Source organism: Stenotrophomonas sp. YJH_SMC_122, from assembly GCF_059369535.1.
In genome coordinates this window covers 114,729-132,848 of record NZ_JCAFST010000001.1, presented here as the reverse complement: position 1 = coordinate 132,848, position 18,120 = coordinate 114,729, and the positions used below count along the sequence as shown (strand labels likewise).

Sequence of the window (18,120 nt, the reverse complement as noted above, 5' to 3'; positions counted from 1 at the left end):
CTTGTCACTTGTGTGCCGGCCAGCGGCCGGCACTACCGGCAAGGCATCACGCGGCAAGTGCCTTGACCACCGCCTCGCTGAAGGCGGGAATGTCATCCGGCTTGCGGCTGGTGATCACGTTGCCGTCGACCACGACCTCGGCATCGCGCCAGTTCGCACCTGCGTTGGCCAGGTCCTGCTGAAGGGAGGGCCAGGAGGTCAGCTGGCGGCCATCTGCCAGCCCGCTGTTGATCAGCAGCCATGGGCCATGGCAGATCGCCGCGACGGGCTTGCCGGCTTCATCCACTGAGCGGATGAAGCTGAGTACCGCGTCGTCGGTGCGCAGTGTGTCCGGATTGATGACGCCTCCGGGCAGCACCAGGGCATCAAAGCCCGCCGGATCCGCCTCGTCCAGCGGAATGTCGACCGCGACGGCGTCGCCCCAGTTCTTCTCCTTCCAGCCCTTGATGGTCGCTTCCTTTGCGGGCGACACCACGCTGACGCGCGCGCCTTCCGCTTCCAGCAGCCGTTTGGGCTCGGTCAATTCGGACTGTTCAAAGCCGTGGGTCGCGAGGATTGCGATCTGCTTGCCCTTCAATCGCTCTGCCATGGGTGCACTCCAGTTGGGGAGTGCACAGCGTGGACGAACGGCCCTTGCACGGCGGTGACCCTGCCGTGCACGGCAGGTGGAGAGGACCCCTGCCGGCCAGCGGCCGGCACTACCGGAAGGATCAGCGCTTGGGCTGCAGCATGGTGCCGGTGCACTTGGGCGAGCCGCAGCGGCATTCCCAAATCTTCTTCAACTTGGCGGTGTGACGCTCGGCCAGGGTGATGCCGTAGTTGTAGGTCAGCTCCTCGCCAGCCTTGATATCGCGCAGCGCCTCGATGAACACCTTGTCGCCGCGGCTGTCGCCGTCCTCATCTTCCTCGATCACCGCCTCGCAGTTCGGGTCGCAGCTGTGGTTGATCCAGCGCGCGTCGTTGCCCTTGTAGTTGGCATCGATCACCCAGTCGTCATTGAGGGTGAACAGGAAGGTATGGCCGCTTTCGACATCGCCGCTGTCATCGGCATCAACGTCGCCGTGGCTGCGCAGCAGGCCCTTGTACTGGATCACGCGCTCGCCCTGCTTGATCGGGGCGACGGCGAACACGCCATTGCCATGGATGGCGGACTTGCGGGCTTGGATCTTCTTCGGCATCGGCACGGGCTGTTTGCAGCGAATGGAACAGGGATTCTCGCCCATTCCGGGTGATTGCGAAAATCACCCGGTTGGCGCAGCATGGCGCCCCGGCAGCGCCCGCCGGCAGAGCCTGCCAGCCCGGCCCCAGCGCCGGCTGAATGCCCGGGTTGGATGGTGGCGAATAAAAGCGTACAATTTCAGTCCGCTTTAAGAACCACTCGCATCCCCATGTTGCGCGTCACCAAGCTCACCGATTACGCCACTGTCGTGCTGACCGTGCTCGCCGCCCGTCCGGGCGAGGTGCTCAGTGCCACCGAACTGGCCGAATTCACCGGCCTGGAGCCGCCCACCGTCAGCAAGGTACTCAAGCCGCTGGCCCAGGCCGGCCTGGTCGAAGGCCTGCGCGGCGTCCGTGGCGGCTACCGGCTGACCCGCCCGGCCATCGAGATCTCGCTGTTCGAAGTGGTCGAAGCGATGGAAGGGCCGCTGGCCCTGACCGAATGCAGCCACGACCACCACCAGTGCGGCATGGCCCCCAAGTGCGGCGCGCGCAGCAGCTGGCGGTTGATCAACGACGTGGTCTCCGAGGCCCTGCGCGACGTCAGTCTTGCGCAGATCCTGCCCCCCCTTCCCCTTGCCGATGACGAACAGCGCCGCACCATCGCTGTCGACGTCGTCTCCTGATCCACAGGCAGCCCCCCATGGCCACCGAAACCATCGAAAACGTCGCCCACGACGACACCCCCAACCGCGAGATCCACGAGCAGCTCGGCCGCAAGTATTCGGCTGGCTTCATCACCGAGATCGAGTCGGACTCCCTGCCGCCGGGCCTGGACGAAGACACCATCCGTGCCCTGTCGGCCAAGAAGGACGAGCCGGAGTGGATGACGCAGTGGCGCCTGGACGCCTACCGCCACTTCCTGACCATGCCGATGCCGGACTGGGCCAAGCTGGAGATCGCCCCGATCGACCTGCAGGCGCTCAGCTACTACTCCGCGCCGAAGGGCCCGAAGTACGCCTCGCTGGACGACGTGCCGAAGGAACTGCTCGACACCTACGACAAGCTGGGCGTGCCATTGCACGAGCGCGCCAAGCTGGCTGGCGTGGCGGTGGACGCGGTGTTCGACTCGGTCTCCGTCGGTACCACCTTCCGCAAGGAACTGGCCGAGAAGGGCATCATCTTCTGCTCGATGTCCGAGGCCATCAAGGAACACCCGGAGCTGGTGCGCCAGTACCTGGGCACCGTGGTGCCGGTGGGTGACAACTACTTCGCCGCGCTCAACTCGGCGGTGTTCTCCGATGGCAGCTTCGTGTTCATTCCCAGGGGCGTGCGCTGCCCGATGGAACTGAGCACCTACTTCCGCATCAACGCCGGCCACACCGGCCAGTTCGAGCGCACCCTGATCGTGTGCGAGGACAAGGCCTACGTCTCCTACCTGGAAGGCTGCACCGCGCCGATGCGCGATGAGAACCAGCTGCACGCTGCGGTGGTCGAACTGGTGGCACTGGAAGACGCGGAGATCAAGTACTCCACGGTGCAGAACTGGTACCCGGGCGACGAGAACGGCGTCGGCGGCATCTACAACTTCGTCACCAAGCGTGCCGAATGCCGCGGCGCGCGCAGCAAGGTCACCTGGACCCAGGTCGAGACCGGCTCGGCGATCACCTGGAAGTACCCCTCGTGCGTGCTGCTGGGCGACGATTCGGTCGGTGAGTTCCACTCGGTCGCGCTGACCCATCACCGCCAGCAGGCCGACACCGGCACCAAGATGATCCACGTCGGCAAGCGCACCAAGAGCAAGATCGTCAGCAAGGGCATCAGCGCCGGCCGCGGCCAGAACACCTATCGCGGCCTGGTGCGTGTGGACCGCAACGCCGACGGCGCGCGCAACTACACCCAGTGCGATTCGCTGCTGATCGGCAAGCAGTGCGGCGCCCACACCTTCCCCTACATCGAGGTGAAGAACCCGGGCGCCACCGTCGAGCACGAGGCCACCACCTCGAAGATTTCCGACGACCAGCTGTTCTACTGCCGCGCCCGTGGCATCAGCCAGGAAGACGCGGTGTCGATGATCGTCGACGGCTTCTGCAAGCAGGTGTTCCGCGAACTGCCGATGGAGTTCGCAGTGGAAGCCAAGAAGCTGCTGGAAGTCTCGCTGGAAGGTTCGGTGGGCTGACCGCCCGCCCCTGCCCCTCGCAAACGCATTCTCTTTACCGGCGGGCCCTGGCCCGCCCCACGGAAACCCCCACCATGCTGAAGATCGACAATCTCCACGCCCGCATCGGCGACAAGGAAATCCTCAAGGGCCTCTCGCTGGACGTGAAGCCCGGCCAGGTGCACGCCATCATGGGCCCCAACGGCGCCGGCAAGTCCACCCTGGGCAATGTCCTGGCCGGCCGCGACGGCTACGAAGTGACCGAAGGCAGCGTGCAGTTCGACGGCGTCGACCTGCTGGAGCAGGACCCGGAAGCACGTGCCGCCGCCGGCCTGTTCCTGGCGTTCCAGTACCCGGTGGAGATCCCGGGCGTGAACAACACCTACTTCCTGCGCGCGGCACTGAACGCCCAGCGCAAGGCGCGCGGCGAGGACGAACTCGACTCCATGCAGTTCCTCAAGCTGGTGCGCCAGAAGCTGGCCGTGCTGCACCTGAAGGACGAACTGCTGCATCGTGGCGTCAACGAAGGCTTCTCCGGTGGCGAGAAGAAGCGCAACGAGATCTTCCAGCTGGCCGTGCTGGAACCGAAGCTGGCGATCCTCGACGAGACCGATTCGGGCCTGGACATCGACGCGCTGAAGAGCGTGGCCGACGGTGTCAATGCGCTGCGCGCCGCCGACCGTTCGTTCCTGGTCATCACCCATTACCAGCGCCTGCTGGACTACATCAAGCCGGACGTGGTGCACGTGCTGGCCGATGGCCGCATCGTCAAGAGCGGCGGCCCCGAACTGGCGCTGGAACTGGAAGCGCACGGCTATGATTTCCTGAAGGACCGGGTCGTGCCCGAGGCGGCGGTCTGATGAGCGCCCTGCTCGACTCGATGGCCCAGGCCTTCTGCGGCAGCGATGCGCGCCGCGAAGTGCTGGATGCGGCCCTGCGCGACGGCCTGCCGGCCGCCCGCAATGAAGCCTGGAAGTACACCTCGCTGCGCCAGCTGGAACGCCGTGCGTTTGCTGCGGCACCGCTGCAGGGCCCGGCGCTGGACGCCGCGCTGCTGGACGACATCCCGGCACCGCGCCTGGTGTTCGTCAACGGCCGCCTGGATGCCGCGCTGAGCGACGTGCAGGCCCTGCCGGCCGGCGTGCAGCTGCAGCCGCTGTCGGCCGCACTGGCCTCCGGCGAAGACGCGGTGCGTTTCCTTGGCCGCCGCTACGAGCGCAGCGAGGAGATCTTCGCCCGCCTCAACGCCGCGCTGGCCGATGAAGGCGTGGTGCTGCACGTGGATGAAGGCGCGCAGGTCGAAGCGCCGCTGCAGCTGGTGTTCGCCAGTGTGGCCGGCGAGACCGACCTGGCCTGGCATCACCGCCACCTGATCGAACTGCGTGCCGGCGCCAGCCTCGGCGTGGTCGAGCACCGCTTCAGCGTCGGTGATTCCACCCACCTGGACAACACCGTGCTGCATGCCCACGTCGCCCGCGATGCCGTGCTCAAGCACGCCCGCGTGCAGGCCGGCAGCGCGCGCCAGACCAGCTTCCTGCGCACCGACGCCGTGCTGGCCCGCGACGCGCAGTACCACCGCGTCGACCTGGAACTGGGCGCCGCGCTCAGCCGCCATGAACTGAACGTGCGACTGGAAGGCGACAACGCCCAGCTGACCGCCAACGGCGTGCTGCTCGGCAATGGCCGCCGCCACGTCGAAACCCGCCTCGGCATCGACCACATCGCCCGCGATACCGCCTGCGAACTGCTGTGGCGCGGCGTTGCCGCCAACCGCAGCCGCGTGGTGTTCCATGGTGGCATCCAGATCCGCGAAGGTGCCGATGGCACCGACGCGAACCTGTCCAACAAGAACCTGCTGCTGTCGGCCGACGCCGAGATCGACACCCAGCCGACGCTGGTGATCGACGCCGATGAAGTGAAGGCGGCGCACGGCGCGACCGTTGGCCAGCTCGATGCCAATGCGCTGTTCTACCTGCGCTCGCGCGGCCTGCCGCAGGCCCAGGCGCAGGCGCTGCTGAGCGCTGCGTTCTGCCATGAACCGCTGAAGATCCTGCCGGACGCGCTGCGTGCGCAGCTGGCACGCCGCCTGGACAAGGCCTTGGCCGAGGCGGGTGTGGCATGAACCTGTCCACGCCGCGCCCGATCGAAGAACGCACCGGCGCCCCCGACTGGGACCGCGTCCGCCTCGACTTCCCGCTGCTGATGCGCGAAGTACACGGCAAGCCGCTGGTCTATTTCGACAATGCCAACACCGGCCAGAAGCCGGTGCAGGTGATCGGCGCGGTGGACGAGTTCTACCGCCGTTACAACGCCAACGTCAGCCGCGCGGTGCATGCACTGGGCAGCGAAGCCACCGATGCCTACGAAGGTGCGCGCAACACACTGGCGCGCTTCCTCAACGTGCGCCCCAGCGACCTGGTGCTGTGCAGCGGCACCACCTTCGCCATCAACCTGGTGGCGTATTCGTGGGCGCTGCCGCGGCTGAAGGCCGGCGACGTGATCCTGGTGTCACGCATGGAGCACCACGCCAACATCGTGCCGTGGCAGCTGGTCGCGCAGCGTACCGGTGCCACCATCCGCGTGGCCGAGATCACGCCTGACGGCGCGCTGGACCTGGATGCGCTGCGCGCGGCGATGACCCCCGAGGTCAAGCTGCTGGCGGTCACCCACGTTTCCAATGTGCTCGGCACGGTCAACCCGGTGCGCGAGATCTGCCGTGAAGCGCGCAAGCGCGGCATCATCACCGTGGTCGATGGCTCGCAGGCGGTGCCGCACCGCAAGGTCGACGTGGCCGCGATCGGCTGCGACTTCTACGCCATCACCGGCCACAAGATGTGTGGCCCGACCGGTACCGGCGCGCTGTGGGCCCGTCGCGAGCACCTGGACGCGATGCCACCGTTCCTCGGCGGCGGCGAGATGATCAAGGAAGTCAGCTTCGACGGCACCGTGTTCAACGACGCCCCGCACAAGTTCGAAGCCGGCACCCCGAACATCGCCGGTTTCATCGGCCTGGGCGTGGCCGCCGACTACCTGCAGCAGCTTGGCCAGGACAACGTGGAAGCGCGCGAAGCCGAACTGCTGGCGCACTTCACCGAAGAGCTGCGCCGCGTCGATGGCCTGCGCATCATCGGCCAGGCACCGGAGAAGGCCGCCGTGGTCTCGTTCCTGATCGATGGCGCGCATGCCCACGACCTGGCCACCCTGCTCGACCTGGAAGGCGTGGCCGTGCGATCGGGCCAGCACTGCGCACACCCGCTGCTGCAGTACTTCGGCGTCGCCGCCACCTGCCGTGCCTCGCTGGCGTTCTACAACACGCATGCCGAGATCGAGCGCTTCATGGCCGCGCTTACCAAGGTGCGCAAACTGTTGGGGTAACCCCGGAAGACCGGGGTCAGATCCCTTTCGCGATGCGAAAGGGCTCTGACCCCAACTACCCGATCACTCCTGCAGCCGCCGCACCGACGACACACATAGTTCGGCAGGCCACTGGCCAAGATGCCCCTTGCCGCTCACCGCATCCGGTCGCGCCGCCGACACGATCCCGGTCATTTCAAAAGCCTGCTCCGTCGGCAACGTCACCGGCGCGATTCCCTCCACCCAGATGCCGTCTGCCGCCCACGGGCCACGTACCGGGGGTCCCGGATGCAGCGCCGACATTTCCCAGCCTTCGACGTAGGCACCCCGCACCCTGACCAGGCGGCCCTGGTAGCGGACAGGGTGCGCACGCAGTTCCTCCAGGGCGACAGGAAGCGCACGTGCCGGGTTGAACCCGGGGCAGGCAAAACTGTTGAAGGAAACGTTCCTGCCCACGACGGAGGCATCCGTGCACGCGAGCAGGATCGACATCACCACGATCATGCCGAGCGTAGCGACCTTCATGGCGCCCCCGTCTCCGCCTTGCCAATCCATTCCTGCCTCCTGCGGGAAAGCGATGAACGCCGAGCATAGCCGGTGCTCCGGGGCAGAACTCCTCCGCGTTGCGAAAGGGATCTGCCTCCTCCCCCCATTTGCGCCCGCCCACACCCCACCTAGAATGGGCCCATGAGCACCCTGACCTTCCGCGCCGCCACGCCGGCCGACATCCCCGCCCTGATCGCCCTCGTCACCTCGGCCTACCGGGGCGACGCCAGCCGCGTGGGCTGGACCACCGAAGCCGACCTGCTGGATGGCGCCCGCATCGACGCCGAAGGCATCCAGTCCGACCTGGACCGCCCGCGCTCCACCATCCTGCTGGCCGAGCGCGATGGCCTTCTTGTCGCCTGCGCCCACGTTGCCGATGTCGACGGCAAGGGCTACTTCGGCATGTTCTCGGTCGATCCGGCGCAGCAGGGCGGCGGCGTCGGCAAGCAGCTGATGGACGCCGCCGAAGCCCACGCCGCACGCGAATGGAACGTGCCGGTGATGCAGATGACGGTGATCGACGTACGCGACGAACTGATCGCCTTCTACGAGCGTCGTGGCTACCAGCGGACCGGCATCAAGAAACCCTTCCCGTATGGCGACGAACGCTTCGGCATCCCCAAGCGCGACGACCTGCGCTTCGAGATCCTGGAAAAACCGCTGGCCGGAGCGGCCGCGTGAGCGATACCTGGACCTTCGTGTGCGCCAGCAACGAGCTGCTGCCCGGTGAAATGAAGAGCGTGTTCGACGAGGTGACCGGCACCCCGATCGTGGTGTTCAACCTCGACGGCGAGCTGTACGCGCTGGAAGACCAGTGCACGCACGAGGAATTCGAGCTGTCCTCTGGCGAATTCAACACCGCCGAAGGCAGCGTGGAGTGCGTACTGCACGGTGCGCGCTTCGACGTGCGCGATGGCCGCGCCCTGTGCGCCCCGGCCTACACGCCGGTACCCAGGTTCCCGGTGAAGCGCGAACACGACGCCGTCTGGACGCGCGACGACCGCGATTGAGGCCGCGCCCCGACCTGGGGTATCCACCCATGGGCTGGATCTGCAGGAGGCCCGCAAGGGCCTTCCGAGGGCGTTCCCCGGCCGCCCCGACGTCCCGCAACATCCCGTACATGCGAATCATTATCGTTGATGTTATTCTACGTAACATCTTCGTAACGACTCCGCCCTCGCGCCATGGCTTCGCCCGCGCCCACTGCCACGTTGTGCCAGCTCGCCCGCCAGGGGTGGCCGCTGGCCGTGGCCGTGCTGCTGACGCTGCTGCTGGGCTGGTCGGCGCTGCACGAAGGACGCAGCAACGACCCGACTGCCCAAGGTTGGCAGGCACATGCCGAAGGGTTGCGTCAGGTCATGCCATTGCCGGCGCCGTCGGCAGACGAATGTCCGCAACATGCTGCACCTGCACCGGAGCCGCCGCTTGAGGGTGAGGGCAACACGCCCTGCACCGGACTGGCACCCCTGCGCGCGCCCCTGGTCGCACATGTTCCGCTATGGCGCTCCGACGCCCTGCGCCGGCAACTGCACGATCCCGCACTGCGATTGAACCCCGGCCACGCGCCGCCCGCACCGCACGCCGGCTGAGGCGCCCTGCGGCCGTTGCCGTGCGCCTGAAGTCGTTCACCGCATCGCCGGGCATCGGCCCGGTTCTACAGAAAAGCTCTCTACGTGTCGTCGCGCTGTCTGCGCTTCGGCCTTCGCCGTTTCCCGATCCACGCCACTACCCATAGCCATGACCCACATCACGTCCCGCAAACACGCCCCGCGCGTATCCCTGCTCGCCACCGCCACCCTGGCCGCTGGCTTCGCGCCGCTGGCCGCGCAGGCTGCCGACAGCGCCGATGCCGCATCCAGCAAGGCCACCGACCTGGACAAGGTGCAGGTGCGCGGCAGCTGGTTCAATCCGTCCTCGCCGAAGTTCACCGCCGAACTGCTGGACACCCCCAAGTCGGTGTCGATCGTCTCGGAGAAGCTGATCGCCGAAACCGGTGCGACCAACCTGCAGGATGCGCTGCGCATGGTGCCGGGCATCACCTTCGGTGCCGGCGAAGGCGGCAACCCGACCGGCGACCGCCCCTTCATCCGTGGCTTCGATTCGCAGAGCAACGTCTTCGTCGACGGCCTGCGCGACGTCGGCTCGCAGACCCGCGAAATCTTCGACCTGGAGCAGGTGGAAGTGGTCAAGGGCCCGAGCTCGGCCTACGGTGGCCGTGATTCCGGTGGTGGCAGCCTGAACCTGGTGAGCAAGACGCCGAAGCTGAAGAACGAGACCAGCGCCAGCATGGGCATCGGTACCGACAGCTACGCACGCGGCACCGTGGACGCCAACTACGTGCTGGGCGATGGCATCGCCGCGCGCCTGAACCTGATGAAGCACGAATCGGACATCGCTGGCCGCGACGCCGCCAATGTCAGCCGCTGGGGCGTCGCACCGTCGATCGCATTCGGCCTGAACGGCCCGGCGCAGCTGATCGCCAGCCACTACCACATGCAGAGCGATGACCTGCCGGACGCCGGCGGCTTCCCCTATGGCAACCCGAACGGTGCGCCGGCCTCGAAGTGGGTCGATGGCCGCCCGATGGTGCCGGACCGCAACAACTACTACGGCCTGGTCGACCGTGACTTCCAGCGCACCCGCGCCGACATCAGCACCCTCGATGCCAGCTACGATTTCGGCGGTCACAAGCTGCGCAACATCGCGCGCCTGGGCAACACCAGCAACGATTACCTGTGGACCCAGCCGGACGACAGCCAGGGCAACCCGAACAACTACGGCACCCTGTGGCGCCGTACCAACAGTCGTGCCGTCGACGTCAAGAGCTTCGCCGACCAGCTGGGCCTGACCGGCGCCTTCCAGACCGGCGCGCTCAAGCACAGCTACAGCGCTGGCGTGGAATACAGCGACGAGAAGATGACCCGCGGCAGCTACCTGATGACGCCGGGCACCAGCAACCCGCTCACCGGCAACAGCAAGTGCCCGACCACCGGCGCGGCCACCGGTTACAACTGCACCGATTTCGCCCATCCGGATCCGCGCGATCCGTGGGCGGCCACGCATTCGGTGTACCGCAGCGACAAGGCACTGGACGTCGAGCAGCGCACCAGGACCACCTCGGCCTACGTGTTCGACACCATCGAGCTCAATGAGCAGTGGATGATCAACCTCGGCCTGCGCTACGACGACTTCCGCACCACCCTGACTACTCCGGTGGCGGGCAAGGCACCGACCCGCGTGCGCAACAGCAACGACTTCCTGAACTACCAGGCCGGTGTGGTGTTCAAGCCGGCCGCCAACGGCAGCATCTACCTGTCGTGGGGCACCTCCTCGACCCCGCCCGGCATGGACGGTGGTGACGGTTCGGACGGCCTGAGCGCCGCCGTGGCCGACCTCAAGCCGCAGGACACGAAGAACCTCGAACTGGGCACCAAGTGGGACCTTTTCGACCAGCGCCTGAACCTGACCGCAGCGATCTTCCACACCGTGATGAACAACGCACGCGTGACGGTCGACAACGGCACCAGCCAGAACGCCGGCAAGAAGGAAATCAACGGCTTCGAACTGGGCTTCACCGGCCAGCTGACCGACGCCTGGAGCCTGTACGGCGGCTACACCTACCTGGACTCGGAACTGAAGGACAACGGCTTCGTCTGTGGCGCACCGGTGGGCCGCACCTGCCCGTCCAACGTGTACGTGCCGTCGCCTTACAACGGCAACGTGTTCCCGAACACTGCCAAGCACAGCGCCAACCTGTGGACCACCTACCGCTTCCCGATCGGCCTGACCCTCGGCGCCGGCGCGTTCTACTCGGACAAGCAGTACGGTGATGTCGCCAACACCAAGTGGATCCCGAGCTACACCCGCTTCGACGCGATGGCCAGCTACGCGATCCAGGACAACATCAGCCTGCAGCTCAACGTGCAGAACCTGACCGACAAGACCTACTTCACCAAGGCCTATGCCTCGCACTACGCGAGCATCGCCCCGGGTCGCTCGGCCACCCTGGCACTGAACGTGAAGTTCTGATGTAGCTTCGCTCCACCACGGCGGCAGGCGCTCCTGCCGCCGTTTTTGTTTCCGGCGATACTCACCCCATGGTTACCCGCACTCCCATCGACAGCGACGCCCTGGCCGAGCTGCTGCAGCACGATCCGCAGGCCGCGTTCGCACGCGTGCGCGACGCCGCGCAGGCCGGACAGGTCGAGGCACAACTGCTGCTCGCGCAGATGCTCATGGAAGGCAAAGGCACCGCACAGGACGCCTCGGCCGCGCTGCTCTGGTACGAAACCGCCGCCAACAACGGCGCGCCGATGGCGATGAACATGCTCGGCCGCTGCCATGAGCTGGGCCAGGGCACCACGGCCAACCCGGCACTGGCGGCGGTGTGGTACCGGCGTGCGGCCGACACCGGGCTGGACTGGGGCCTGTACAACCTGGCCAACCTGCTGGCTACCGGCCGCGGCGTGACCCAGGACCGCGCGCAGGCACTGGCCCTGTACACCCGTGCCGCGCACCTGGGCCATGCCAAATCGATGAACCTGCTGGCCCGCCACCTCGAGGACGGGCTGGATACCGCACCCGATCCGCAGGCGGCGCTGGCCTGGTACCAGCGCTCGGCCGAGGCCGGTGATTTCCGCGGCCAGGCCAACTATGCCTCGATCCTGCTGCAGGCCGGCCAGGTCGAGCAGGCCGTGCACTGGCTGCAGCTTGCACTGGCGCACGGCAGCCCGGCGTTCATGGCGCACATCGTGCCGGAGCTGGCCGCATCGCCGCATCCACAGGTGCGCGCCCTGGTCGCGCCACCGTCGCTCTGAGGAGTTCCGCATGCTGCTGCACATCCCCGATGTTCTCAGCGCCGACCAGGTGGCCGACTTCCGCCGCCGCCTCGATGCTGCCGACTGGACCGATGGCCGCGAAACCGTCGGCCATCTGGGCGCGCAGGCCAAGCACAACCAGCAGCTGCCCGAGGCGTCGCCGCTGCGCCGCGAGCTGGGCGAGATCATCCTCGTCGCGCTGGCCCGGCATCCGCTGTTCTTCAGCGCCGCGCTGCCACTGAAGTACCTGCCACCGCGCTTCAACCGCTACAGCGGCGGCGGCACCTACGGCTTCCATGTCGATGGCGCCGTGATGAACCTGGCCAACGGCGAACAGCTGCGTTCGGACATCTCCTGCACCCTGTTCCTGTCCGCGCCCGAGGAGTACGAGGGCGGCGAGCTGATCATCAGCGACACCTACGGCGAGCACGAAGTGAAGCTGCCGGCTGGCGACCTGATCGTCTACCCGTCCAGCAGCCTGCATCAAGTGCGCCCCGTCACCCGCGGCGCGCGCGTGGCGTCGTTCTTCTGGGTGCAGAGCATGGTCCGCGACGATGTGCAGCGCCGCCTGCTGTGGGAAATGGATGGCTCGATCGAGCGCCTGCGGCAGACCGGCGGCGACGCCGAGGCGATCCTGCAGCTGACCGGCGTGTACCACAACCTGCTGCGGCGCTGGAGCGAAGTCTGAGCCCCATTCGGCAAGCCTGAGTCGGTTTGGCAATCATTCTCATTTGCAACAGCTAAAAGCTCTCATTACAATCACGCCCCGTTGATGCCGGCCGCTGCCGGCAGACCTCTGGGGACCTCTGCTTGCTGCGCCCGTTTCGCCCTCGCCCACTCATCCATCGCAAGATGGGCGCCGCCATGCGCGGCCAGCGTCCTGCGCTGGCCAGCCTGCTGGCGTGGGTGGCGATGCTGGCCTTGCTGCTGGGCACCCTGCCACTGCTGCCACACGGGCAGGCCGGAATGGCCGTGCAGATGCCGCTGGAAGAGCGCGGTGGCGAAGCCCCCCTGCAAGAAGAGGCGCCGGCCAAGCTGCGCCGCGGTGCCTCCACTCCGGTGAAAGCGACTGAGAACGCACACCCGCCGCTGCTGCTGGCCAGCCAATGGCTGCGCACTGAACTCGACCTCGTACCCGCCACGCCGGCCATGACCGGCGTGCGCCCGGACTGGCCGCTGGCCACTCCAGACACGCCCTGGGCCGATGCGCCCGGGCGTCGCCAGCAACGCGGCCAGGCGCCGCCGCTCGCCTGATCCACGGCCCGACGTGACCGCCTGCGTGGTCACGCCTGTACGCCGCTGCCTGCTTCATCCCTGCCGCCCCTGACCGGGCCTTCCGCGCCTGCCGCGCCCTTCGCGCACGGCATCGCGCCACCCTGCATCCTTCGAGGTAACTGCCATGGCCCAGCGCCATCGTGTCCGTTCGTCCCTGTCCCGTACCCTGCTGACCAGCGCCGTGCTGGCCGCCATGACCGCCCCTGCCTTCGCCCACGGTGACGCTTCCGGCGCGCCACAGACGCTGGACAAGGTGGTGGTCACCGCCTCCGGCTTCGAGCAGAAGGTGGTCGATGCACCGGCCAGCATCAGCGTGGTCAGCCGCGAGGAACTCAGCAAGCGCCCCTACACCAACCTGGTCGACGCGCTGCGCGACGTCGAAGGCATCGACGTCGGCCTGGAGGCCACCGACAAGAACGGTCGCGCCACCATCTCCATGCGCGGCCTGCCGTCCGAATACACCCTGGTACTGATCGATGGCCGTCGCCAGAGCAATGTCGGCCAGCTGTACCCGAACAACTTCGGTGGCGGCCAGTTCGCCTACCTGCCGCCGCTGGATGCAATCGAACGCATCGAAGTCGTGCGCGGCCCGATGTCCACCCTGTACGGCTCGGATGCAATGGGCGGCGTCATCAACATCATCACCCGCCGCAACCAGGACCGCTGGCAGGGTGCGCTCACCCAGGGCTTCAGCGTGCAGCAGGACGATCAGTTCGGCGATGCACGCACCACCGACCTGTACCTCAGCGGCCCGCTGCTGAAGGACCGCCTCAGCCTGGCGGTGCGCGGCAGCTACTACGATGCCAAGGCATCGAACCCGGAGTGGGACGCACTGACCCTGCCCGACGGCAGCCTGTGGGAGCGCAGCATCGGCTTCGGCGGTGGTGGCAAGTCGGTGGCCAATACCAACTGGAACACCGGCGTACGCCTGGACTTCCGCGTCAACGACGATCACGAACTGTGGCTGGACTACGACGTGTCGCGGCAGAAGTACGACAACCGCGAAGGCCAGACCGGCACGCTGGACAGCCTGGCCAGCCTCTGGCGCGTCGGCAATGCGGTCATCCCCAACCCGAACGGCAGCGGCATCGTCACCCGCCGCGTGGTGCAGCCGCGCGTGGGCTACACCGCCTACCAGCGCTATGAGCGCGACCAGCTGTCGCTGACCCACCAGGGCCGCTACAGCTTCGGCACCTGGCAGACCTCGCTGACCCACAGCAAGAGCAGCAACCTGGGCCGTTCGCTGCCGCTGACCCTGGAAGAGCGCGCCAACCTGCAGACGCTGTGGAATGACGTCTGCCGCCGCACCGGTGCTGCCAACCATTGTGCGGCCGGCCGAGGCAACGCCCTGGCCGCCCTCAACCCGAGCGAGATCGCACGCCTGCAGACGTTCCTGCCGCGCCCGCTGCGCACCATGGAACTGGAAGGCTACGTGCTGGACACGATGCTCGACCTGGACTTCGGCGCGCACACGCTGAACGTGGGTGGCCAGTACAACGACACCGACATGATCGACGGCGTGTTCGGCATGGATGGCGCCGGTTATCGCAGCAACACCAAGCAGAAACACCGCATGTGGGCCCTGTTCGCCGAAGACAACTGGGCGCTGACTGACACCCTCACCGCCACCTTCGGCCTGCGCTACGACGACCACAACGTGTTCGGCAGCCACGTCAGCCCGCGTGGCTACCTGGTGTGGAACGCCAGCGATGCCTGGACCTTCAAGGGCGGCGTCAGCACCGGCTACAAGACCCCGCGACCGGACCAGCTGTTCCCGGGCATCACCGGCTTCGGTGGTCAGGGCGTGCTGCCACTGGTCGGTTCGCCGAATCTCAAGCCTGAAACCAGCACCAACTACGAGCTGGCCGCCTACTACGAAGGCCAACGCTGGGGCTTCAACGTCACCGGCTTCTTCAATAAGTTCGAAGACAAGATCGCCAGCGGTGGCACCTTCCCGAACTGCGAAGTGGCCCGCGCCGGCAGCGGCTACTGCGTGGACATCGGCCCGGGCTGGGCCGCACTGGGCTACAGCACCTTCACCCAGAGCGTGAACATCGACAAGGCTGAAACGCGGGGTGCCGAACTGGCCGCCCACGTCGACCTGCTCGATACCCTGCAGCTGCGCGGCAACTACACCTGGACCAGGAGCGAGCAGACCAGTGGCGCACAGAAGGGGCTGCCGATCAGCGGCACCATGCCGGCAAAACACATGGCCAACGCCAGCCTCAACTGGCAGGTCAACGAAGCGGTCAGCCTGTCGCTGATCGGCGAGGGCCGCTACGACCGCTACCGCGACACGCTGCTGGACGCCAACGGCGCCAGCCACACCCGCTACTACGAGGACTACACGATCTTCCATCTCGGTGGCAGCTGGAAGGCCACGCCCTGGCTGACGGTGAACGCACGGGTCAACAACCTGTTCGACAAGGATTTCGTCTCGCAGTCGTGCCTGTTGATCAGCCAGAGCGAGTTCAACTGCGTGGACGACTATGCGACCAAGGACCAGCGCCGCAGCTACTGGATTTCGCTGAACGCGAAGTTCTGACCGCCGCGTCCTGCTCCTGCTTCACGCATGGCGTGGATCCACCGATCGGTAGTGCCGGCCGCTGGCCGGCAACCCGAAACAACTCCGGGATACAGAACGACACGCAATTGCGAGCTATTCTCATCAATGATGTAATGGGCAGTCCCCGTCCGCCTCGAACCGTGCCGTGAGCCGTCCTGCCTCTTCCACCGTGGCGCAGCAACAGAACCGTGGCTTCTGGCTGCGGACGCTGCACCAGTGGCACTGGATCAGCTCGGCGGTGTGCCTGATCGGCATGCTGCTGTTCGCGGTGACCGGCCTGACTCTCAACCATGCCGCGAAGATCGAGGCCAAACCCCAGGTGCAGAACCAGCATCTGGAACTGCCGGCCGATCTGCTTGGACAGCTCGGCACGCGCGAAGACGGCAACGCGCCGATCCCGCGCCCGGCCCGGCAATGGCTGGACACGCAGCTGGGCATCGCCATCGGTGGACGTCCGGCCGAGTGGTCGGCCGAGGAGATCTACCTGTCGCTGCCACGCCCCGGTGGCGACGCCTGGCTGAGCATCGACCGCGAGACCGGCGCGGTGGAGTACGAATCGACTTCGCGCGGCGTGGTCTCCTACCTCAACGACCTGCACAAGGGCCGCAACGCAGGCCCGGCATGGGGCTGGTTCCTGGACCTGTTCGCCGTGGCCTGCCTGGTGTTCTGCATCACCGGCCTGTTCCTGCTGCACCTGCATGCGCGGCAGCGGCGCATGACCTGGCCGCTGGTCGGCCTCGGCCTGATGATCCCGCTGTTGATCGCCCTGCTGCTGATCCACTGACTTCCACCGTGAATTCCATCCGTTCCTCCGGAGCCGCCCCATGCGCGTCACCCTGACCATCGCCCTCAGCGGCCTGCTGGCCACCTCGCCGGCCTATGCCGCCACCCTCGACATCAACGTCGAAGTGCCCAAGCTCAACGTGGCCGAATACCACCGCCCGTATGTGGCGGTGTGGCTGGAAGGCGCCGACCAGAAGGTCGCGGCCAACCTGTCGGTCTGGTACCAGCAGACCAGCAACAGCGAAGGCCACGGCACCAAGTGGCTGCCCGACCTGCGCCAGTGGTGGCGCAAGAGCGGCCGCACCCTGCAGGTGCCGGTGGACGGCGTGACCGGCCCGACCCGCCCGGCCGGCAAGCACGCGCTGTCGTTCAACGACAGGCAGCCGGCACTGAAGCAGCTGGCCCCCGGCAACTACACCCTGGTGGTCGAAGCAGTGCGCGAAGTCGGCGGCCGTGAACTGCTGAAGATCCCCTTTACCTGGCCGGCCACCGCCGCGCAGAACGGCAAGGCGCAGGGCGCCACCGAACTGGGCCAGGTCACCCTGTCCGTCAAACCCTGAAAAGGGGACGGAGGGGATTAAGTCGTAATCCCCTTCTCCTTGCCGCATCACCCCGCATCCACTGGAGTCCTCCGCATGAAGCGCACGCTCGTCCTCGCCGCCGCCCTGGCCGCTGCCCTTCCCTTCTCCGCCCTGGCCCACAAGGCCTGGCTGCTGCCCTCGCAGACCGTGATCGCCGGCAATGCACCGTGGATCACCGTCGACGGTGCGGTCTCCAACGACCTGTTCTACTTCAACCACGTGCCGCTGCGGCTGGAATCGCTGGTGATCACCGCGCCGGACGGCAGCACCGTGCAGCCGCAGAACGCAGCGACCGGCAAGTACCGCAGCGTGTTCGACATCGAACTGAAGCAGCCCGGCACCTACCGCATCGCGTCGGTCAATGACGGCCTGTTCGCCACCTACGAGCAGAACGGCGAGCGCAAGCGCTGGCGTGGCAGCGTGGCAACCCTCGGCGAACTGCCCAAGGACGCGAAGAAGCTGGAACTGAGCCAGTCGGTGGGCCGCGTGGAGACCTTCGTCACCAACGGTGCGCCGAACGACACCGCGCTGAAGCCGACCAACCGCGGCATCGAGCTGATCGCCGTCGGCCACCCGAACGACCTGTTCGCCGGCGAGGAATCGACCTTCCGCGTGCTGGTCGATGGCAAGCCGACCGCCGGCCTGGAGTTCGAGATCGTGCGTGGCGCCACCCGCTACCGCAACGCACAGGACGAGCTGAAGGTCACCAGCGATGCCAAGGGCGAGATCAAGGTGACCTGGCCGGAAGCCGGCATGTACTGGCTGGAAACCGGCACCGAAGACAACAGGACCTCGGTGAAGCAGGCCGCCAAGCGCCGCCTGAGCTACGTCGCCACGCTGGAAGTGCTGCCGCAGTAATAGACGTGGACCGCGATGCCGGGC

Annotated in this window: 19 protein-coding genes; 16 read left to right on the top strand and 3 right to left on the bottom strand. The window is 66.9% G+C overall.

What is annotated here, in order from left to right; translation table 11 throughout:
- Window positions 1-46: 46 nt before the first annotated feature.
- Window positions 47-589 carry a type 1 glutamine amidotransferase domain-containing protein gene (locus AC5P66_RS00685; protein ID WP_099495215.1) on the bottom strand — a complete coding sequence of 181 codons (543 nt, stop codon included), beginning with the start codon at window positions 587-589 and terminating at the stop codon, window positions 47-49.
- Window positions 590-710: 121 nt separating this feature from the next.
- Window positions 711-1,178 carry an SET domain-containing protein gene (locus tag AC5P66_RS00680; RefSeq protein ID WP_012479369.1) on the bottom strand — a complete coding sequence of 156 codons (468 nt, stop codon included), beginning with the start codon at window positions 1,176-1,178 and terminating at the stop codon, window positions 711-713.
- 210 nt (window positions 1,179-1,388) lie between these two features.
- On the opposite strand from AC5P66_RS00680, the gene AC5P66_RS00675 reads away from it, so the two are divergent.
- The 5 genes from AC5P66_RS00675 to AC5P66_RS00655 all read left to right on the top strand — a co-directional run bounded on the left by AC5P66_RS00675 (window position 1,389) and on the right by AC5P66_RS00655 (window position 6,691).
- Complete coding sequence (locus AC5P66_RS00675; RefSeq protein ID WP_049414161.1) at window positions 1,389-1,844, top strand: SUF system Fe-S cluster assembly regulator; 456 nt, start codon at window positions 1,389-1,391, stop codon at window positions 1,842-1,844.
- Between the two features lie 17 nt (window positions 1,845-1,861).
- A complete protein-coding gene (gene sufB / locus AC5P66_RS00670) occupies window positions 1,862-3,337 on the top strand; it encodes a Fe-S cluster assembly protein SufB (RefSeq protein WP_049414162.1) in 1,476 nt (491 codons plus the stop codon).
- 74 nt (window positions 3,338-3,411) lie between these two features.
- On the top strand, window positions 3,412-4,176 hold the full coding sequence (sufC, locus tag AC5P66_RS00665) for a Fe-S cluster assembly ATPase SufC (RefSeq protein WP_049414163.1): 765 nt from the start codon (window positions 3,412-3,414) through the stop codon (window positions 4,174-4,176).
- Window positions 4,176-5,438, top strand: coding sequence for a Fe-S cluster assembly protein SufD (sufD, locus tag AC5P66_RS00660; protein ID WP_099495214.1), 1,263 nt, complete (start codon window positions 4,176-4,178; stop codon window positions 5,436-5,438). The genes sufC and sufD overlap by 1 nt, the downstream gene beginning before the upstream one ends.
- Complete coding sequence (locus tag AC5P66_RS00655; RefSeq protein WP_049414166.1) at window positions 5,435-6,691, top strand: cysteine desulfurase; 1,257 nt, start codon at window positions 5,435-5,437, stop codon at window positions 6,689-6,691. Before sufD ends, AC5P66_RS00655 begins: the two co-directional genes overlap by 4 nt.
- 63 nt (window positions 6,692-6,754) lie before the next feature.
- Here the strand turns inward: AC5P66_RS00655 and AC5P66_RS00650 are convergent, their stop codons facing one another.
- Window positions 6,755-7,195, bottom strand: a complete 441-nt coding sequence (locus AC5P66_RS00650) for a hypothetical protein (protein WP_143566445.1) — start codon at window positions 7,193-7,195, stop codon at window positions 6,755-6,757.
- Between the two features lie 162 nt (window positions 7,196-7,357).
- Between AC5P66_RS00650 and AC5P66_RS00645 the strand changes: the two genes are divergently transcribed.
- The 11 genes from AC5P66_RS00645 to AC5P66_RS00595 all read left to right on the top strand — a co-directional run bounded on the left by AC5P66_RS00645 (window position 7,358) and on the right by AC5P66_RS00595 (window position 18,096).
- The gene (locus AC5P66_RS00645) at window positions 7,358-7,897 is read left to right on the top strand and encodes a GNAT family N-acetyltransferase (RefSeq protein WP_049413172.1); all 540 of its coding nucleotides are present in this window, start codon (window positions 7,358-7,360) and stop codon (window positions 7,895-7,897) included.
- Entirely contained in the window at window positions 7,894-8,226 is a 333-nt protein-coding gene (locus AC5P66_RS00640) for a non-heme iron oxygenase ferredoxin subunit (RefSeq protein ID WP_049413175.1), read from the top strand. The genes AC5P66_RS00645 and AC5P66_RS00640 overlap by 4 nt, the downstream gene beginning before the upstream one ends.
- Before the next feature lie 174 nt (window positions 8,227-8,400).
- Window positions 8,401-8,805 (top strand): hypothetical protein, encoded by a 405-nt coding sequence (locus tag AC5P66_RS00635; protein ID WP_049413176.1) that lies wholly within the window; start codon window positions 8,401-8,403, stop codon window positions 8,803-8,805.
- Between the two features lie 148 nt (window positions 8,806-8,953).
- Window positions 8,954-11,245, top strand: coding sequence for a TonB-dependent receptor (locus tag AC5P66_RS00630; protein WP_049440252.1), 2,292 nt, complete (start codon window positions 8,954-8,956; stop codon window positions 11,243-11,245).
- A 68-nt stretch (window positions 11,246-11,313) separates the two neighbouring features.
- Window positions 11,314-12,033 carry a tetratricopeptide repeat protein gene (locus tag AC5P66_RS00625; RefSeq protein WP_099495212.1) on the top strand — a complete coding sequence of 240 codons (720 nt, stop codon included), beginning with the start codon at window positions 11,314-11,316 and terminating at the stop codon, window positions 12,031-12,033.
- 10 nt (window positions 12,034-12,043) lie between these two features.
- Window positions 12,044-12,721, top strand: a complete 678-nt coding sequence (locus AC5P66_RS00620) for a Fe2+-dependent dioxygenase (RefSeq protein ID WP_099495211.1) — start codon at window positions 12,044-12,046, stop codon at window positions 12,719-12,721.
- A 164-nt stretch (window positions 12,722-12,885) separates the two neighbouring features.
- On the top strand, window positions 12,886-13,287 hold the full coding sequence (locus AC5P66_RS00615) for a hypothetical protein (RefSeq protein WP_099495210.1): 402 nt from the start codon (window positions 12,886-12,888) through the stop codon (window positions 13,285-13,287).
- A gap of 145 nt (window positions 13,288-13,432) precedes the next feature.
- The gene (locus tag AC5P66_RS00610; RefSeq protein WP_099495209.1) at window positions 13,433-15,853 is read left to right on the top strand and encodes a TonB-dependent receptor domain-containing protein; all 2,421 of its coding nucleotides are present in this window, start codon (window positions 13,433-13,435) and stop codon (window positions 15,851-15,853) included.
- A gap of 166 nt (window positions 15,854-16,019) precedes the next feature.
- Window positions 16,020-16,658 (top strand): PepSY-associated TM helix domain-containing protein, encoded by a 639-nt coding sequence (locus AC5P66_RS00605; protein WP_099495208.1) that lies wholly within the window; start codon window positions 16,020-16,022, stop codon window positions 16,656-16,658.
- A gap of 40 nt (window positions 16,659-16,698) precedes the next feature.
- Entirely contained in the window at window positions 16,699-17,217 is a 519-nt protein-coding gene (locus tag AC5P66_RS00600; protein WP_049413191.1) for a DUF2271 domain-containing protein, read from the top strand.
- A 75-nt stretch (window positions 17,218-17,292) separates the two neighbouring features.
- Window positions 17,293-18,096, top strand: a complete 804-nt coding sequence (locus AC5P66_RS00595) for a DUF4198 domain-containing protein (RefSeq protein WP_099486860.1) — start codon at window positions 17,293-17,295, stop codon at window positions 18,094-18,096.
- The last annotated feature ends 24 nt before the right edge of the window (window positions 18,097-18,120 follow it).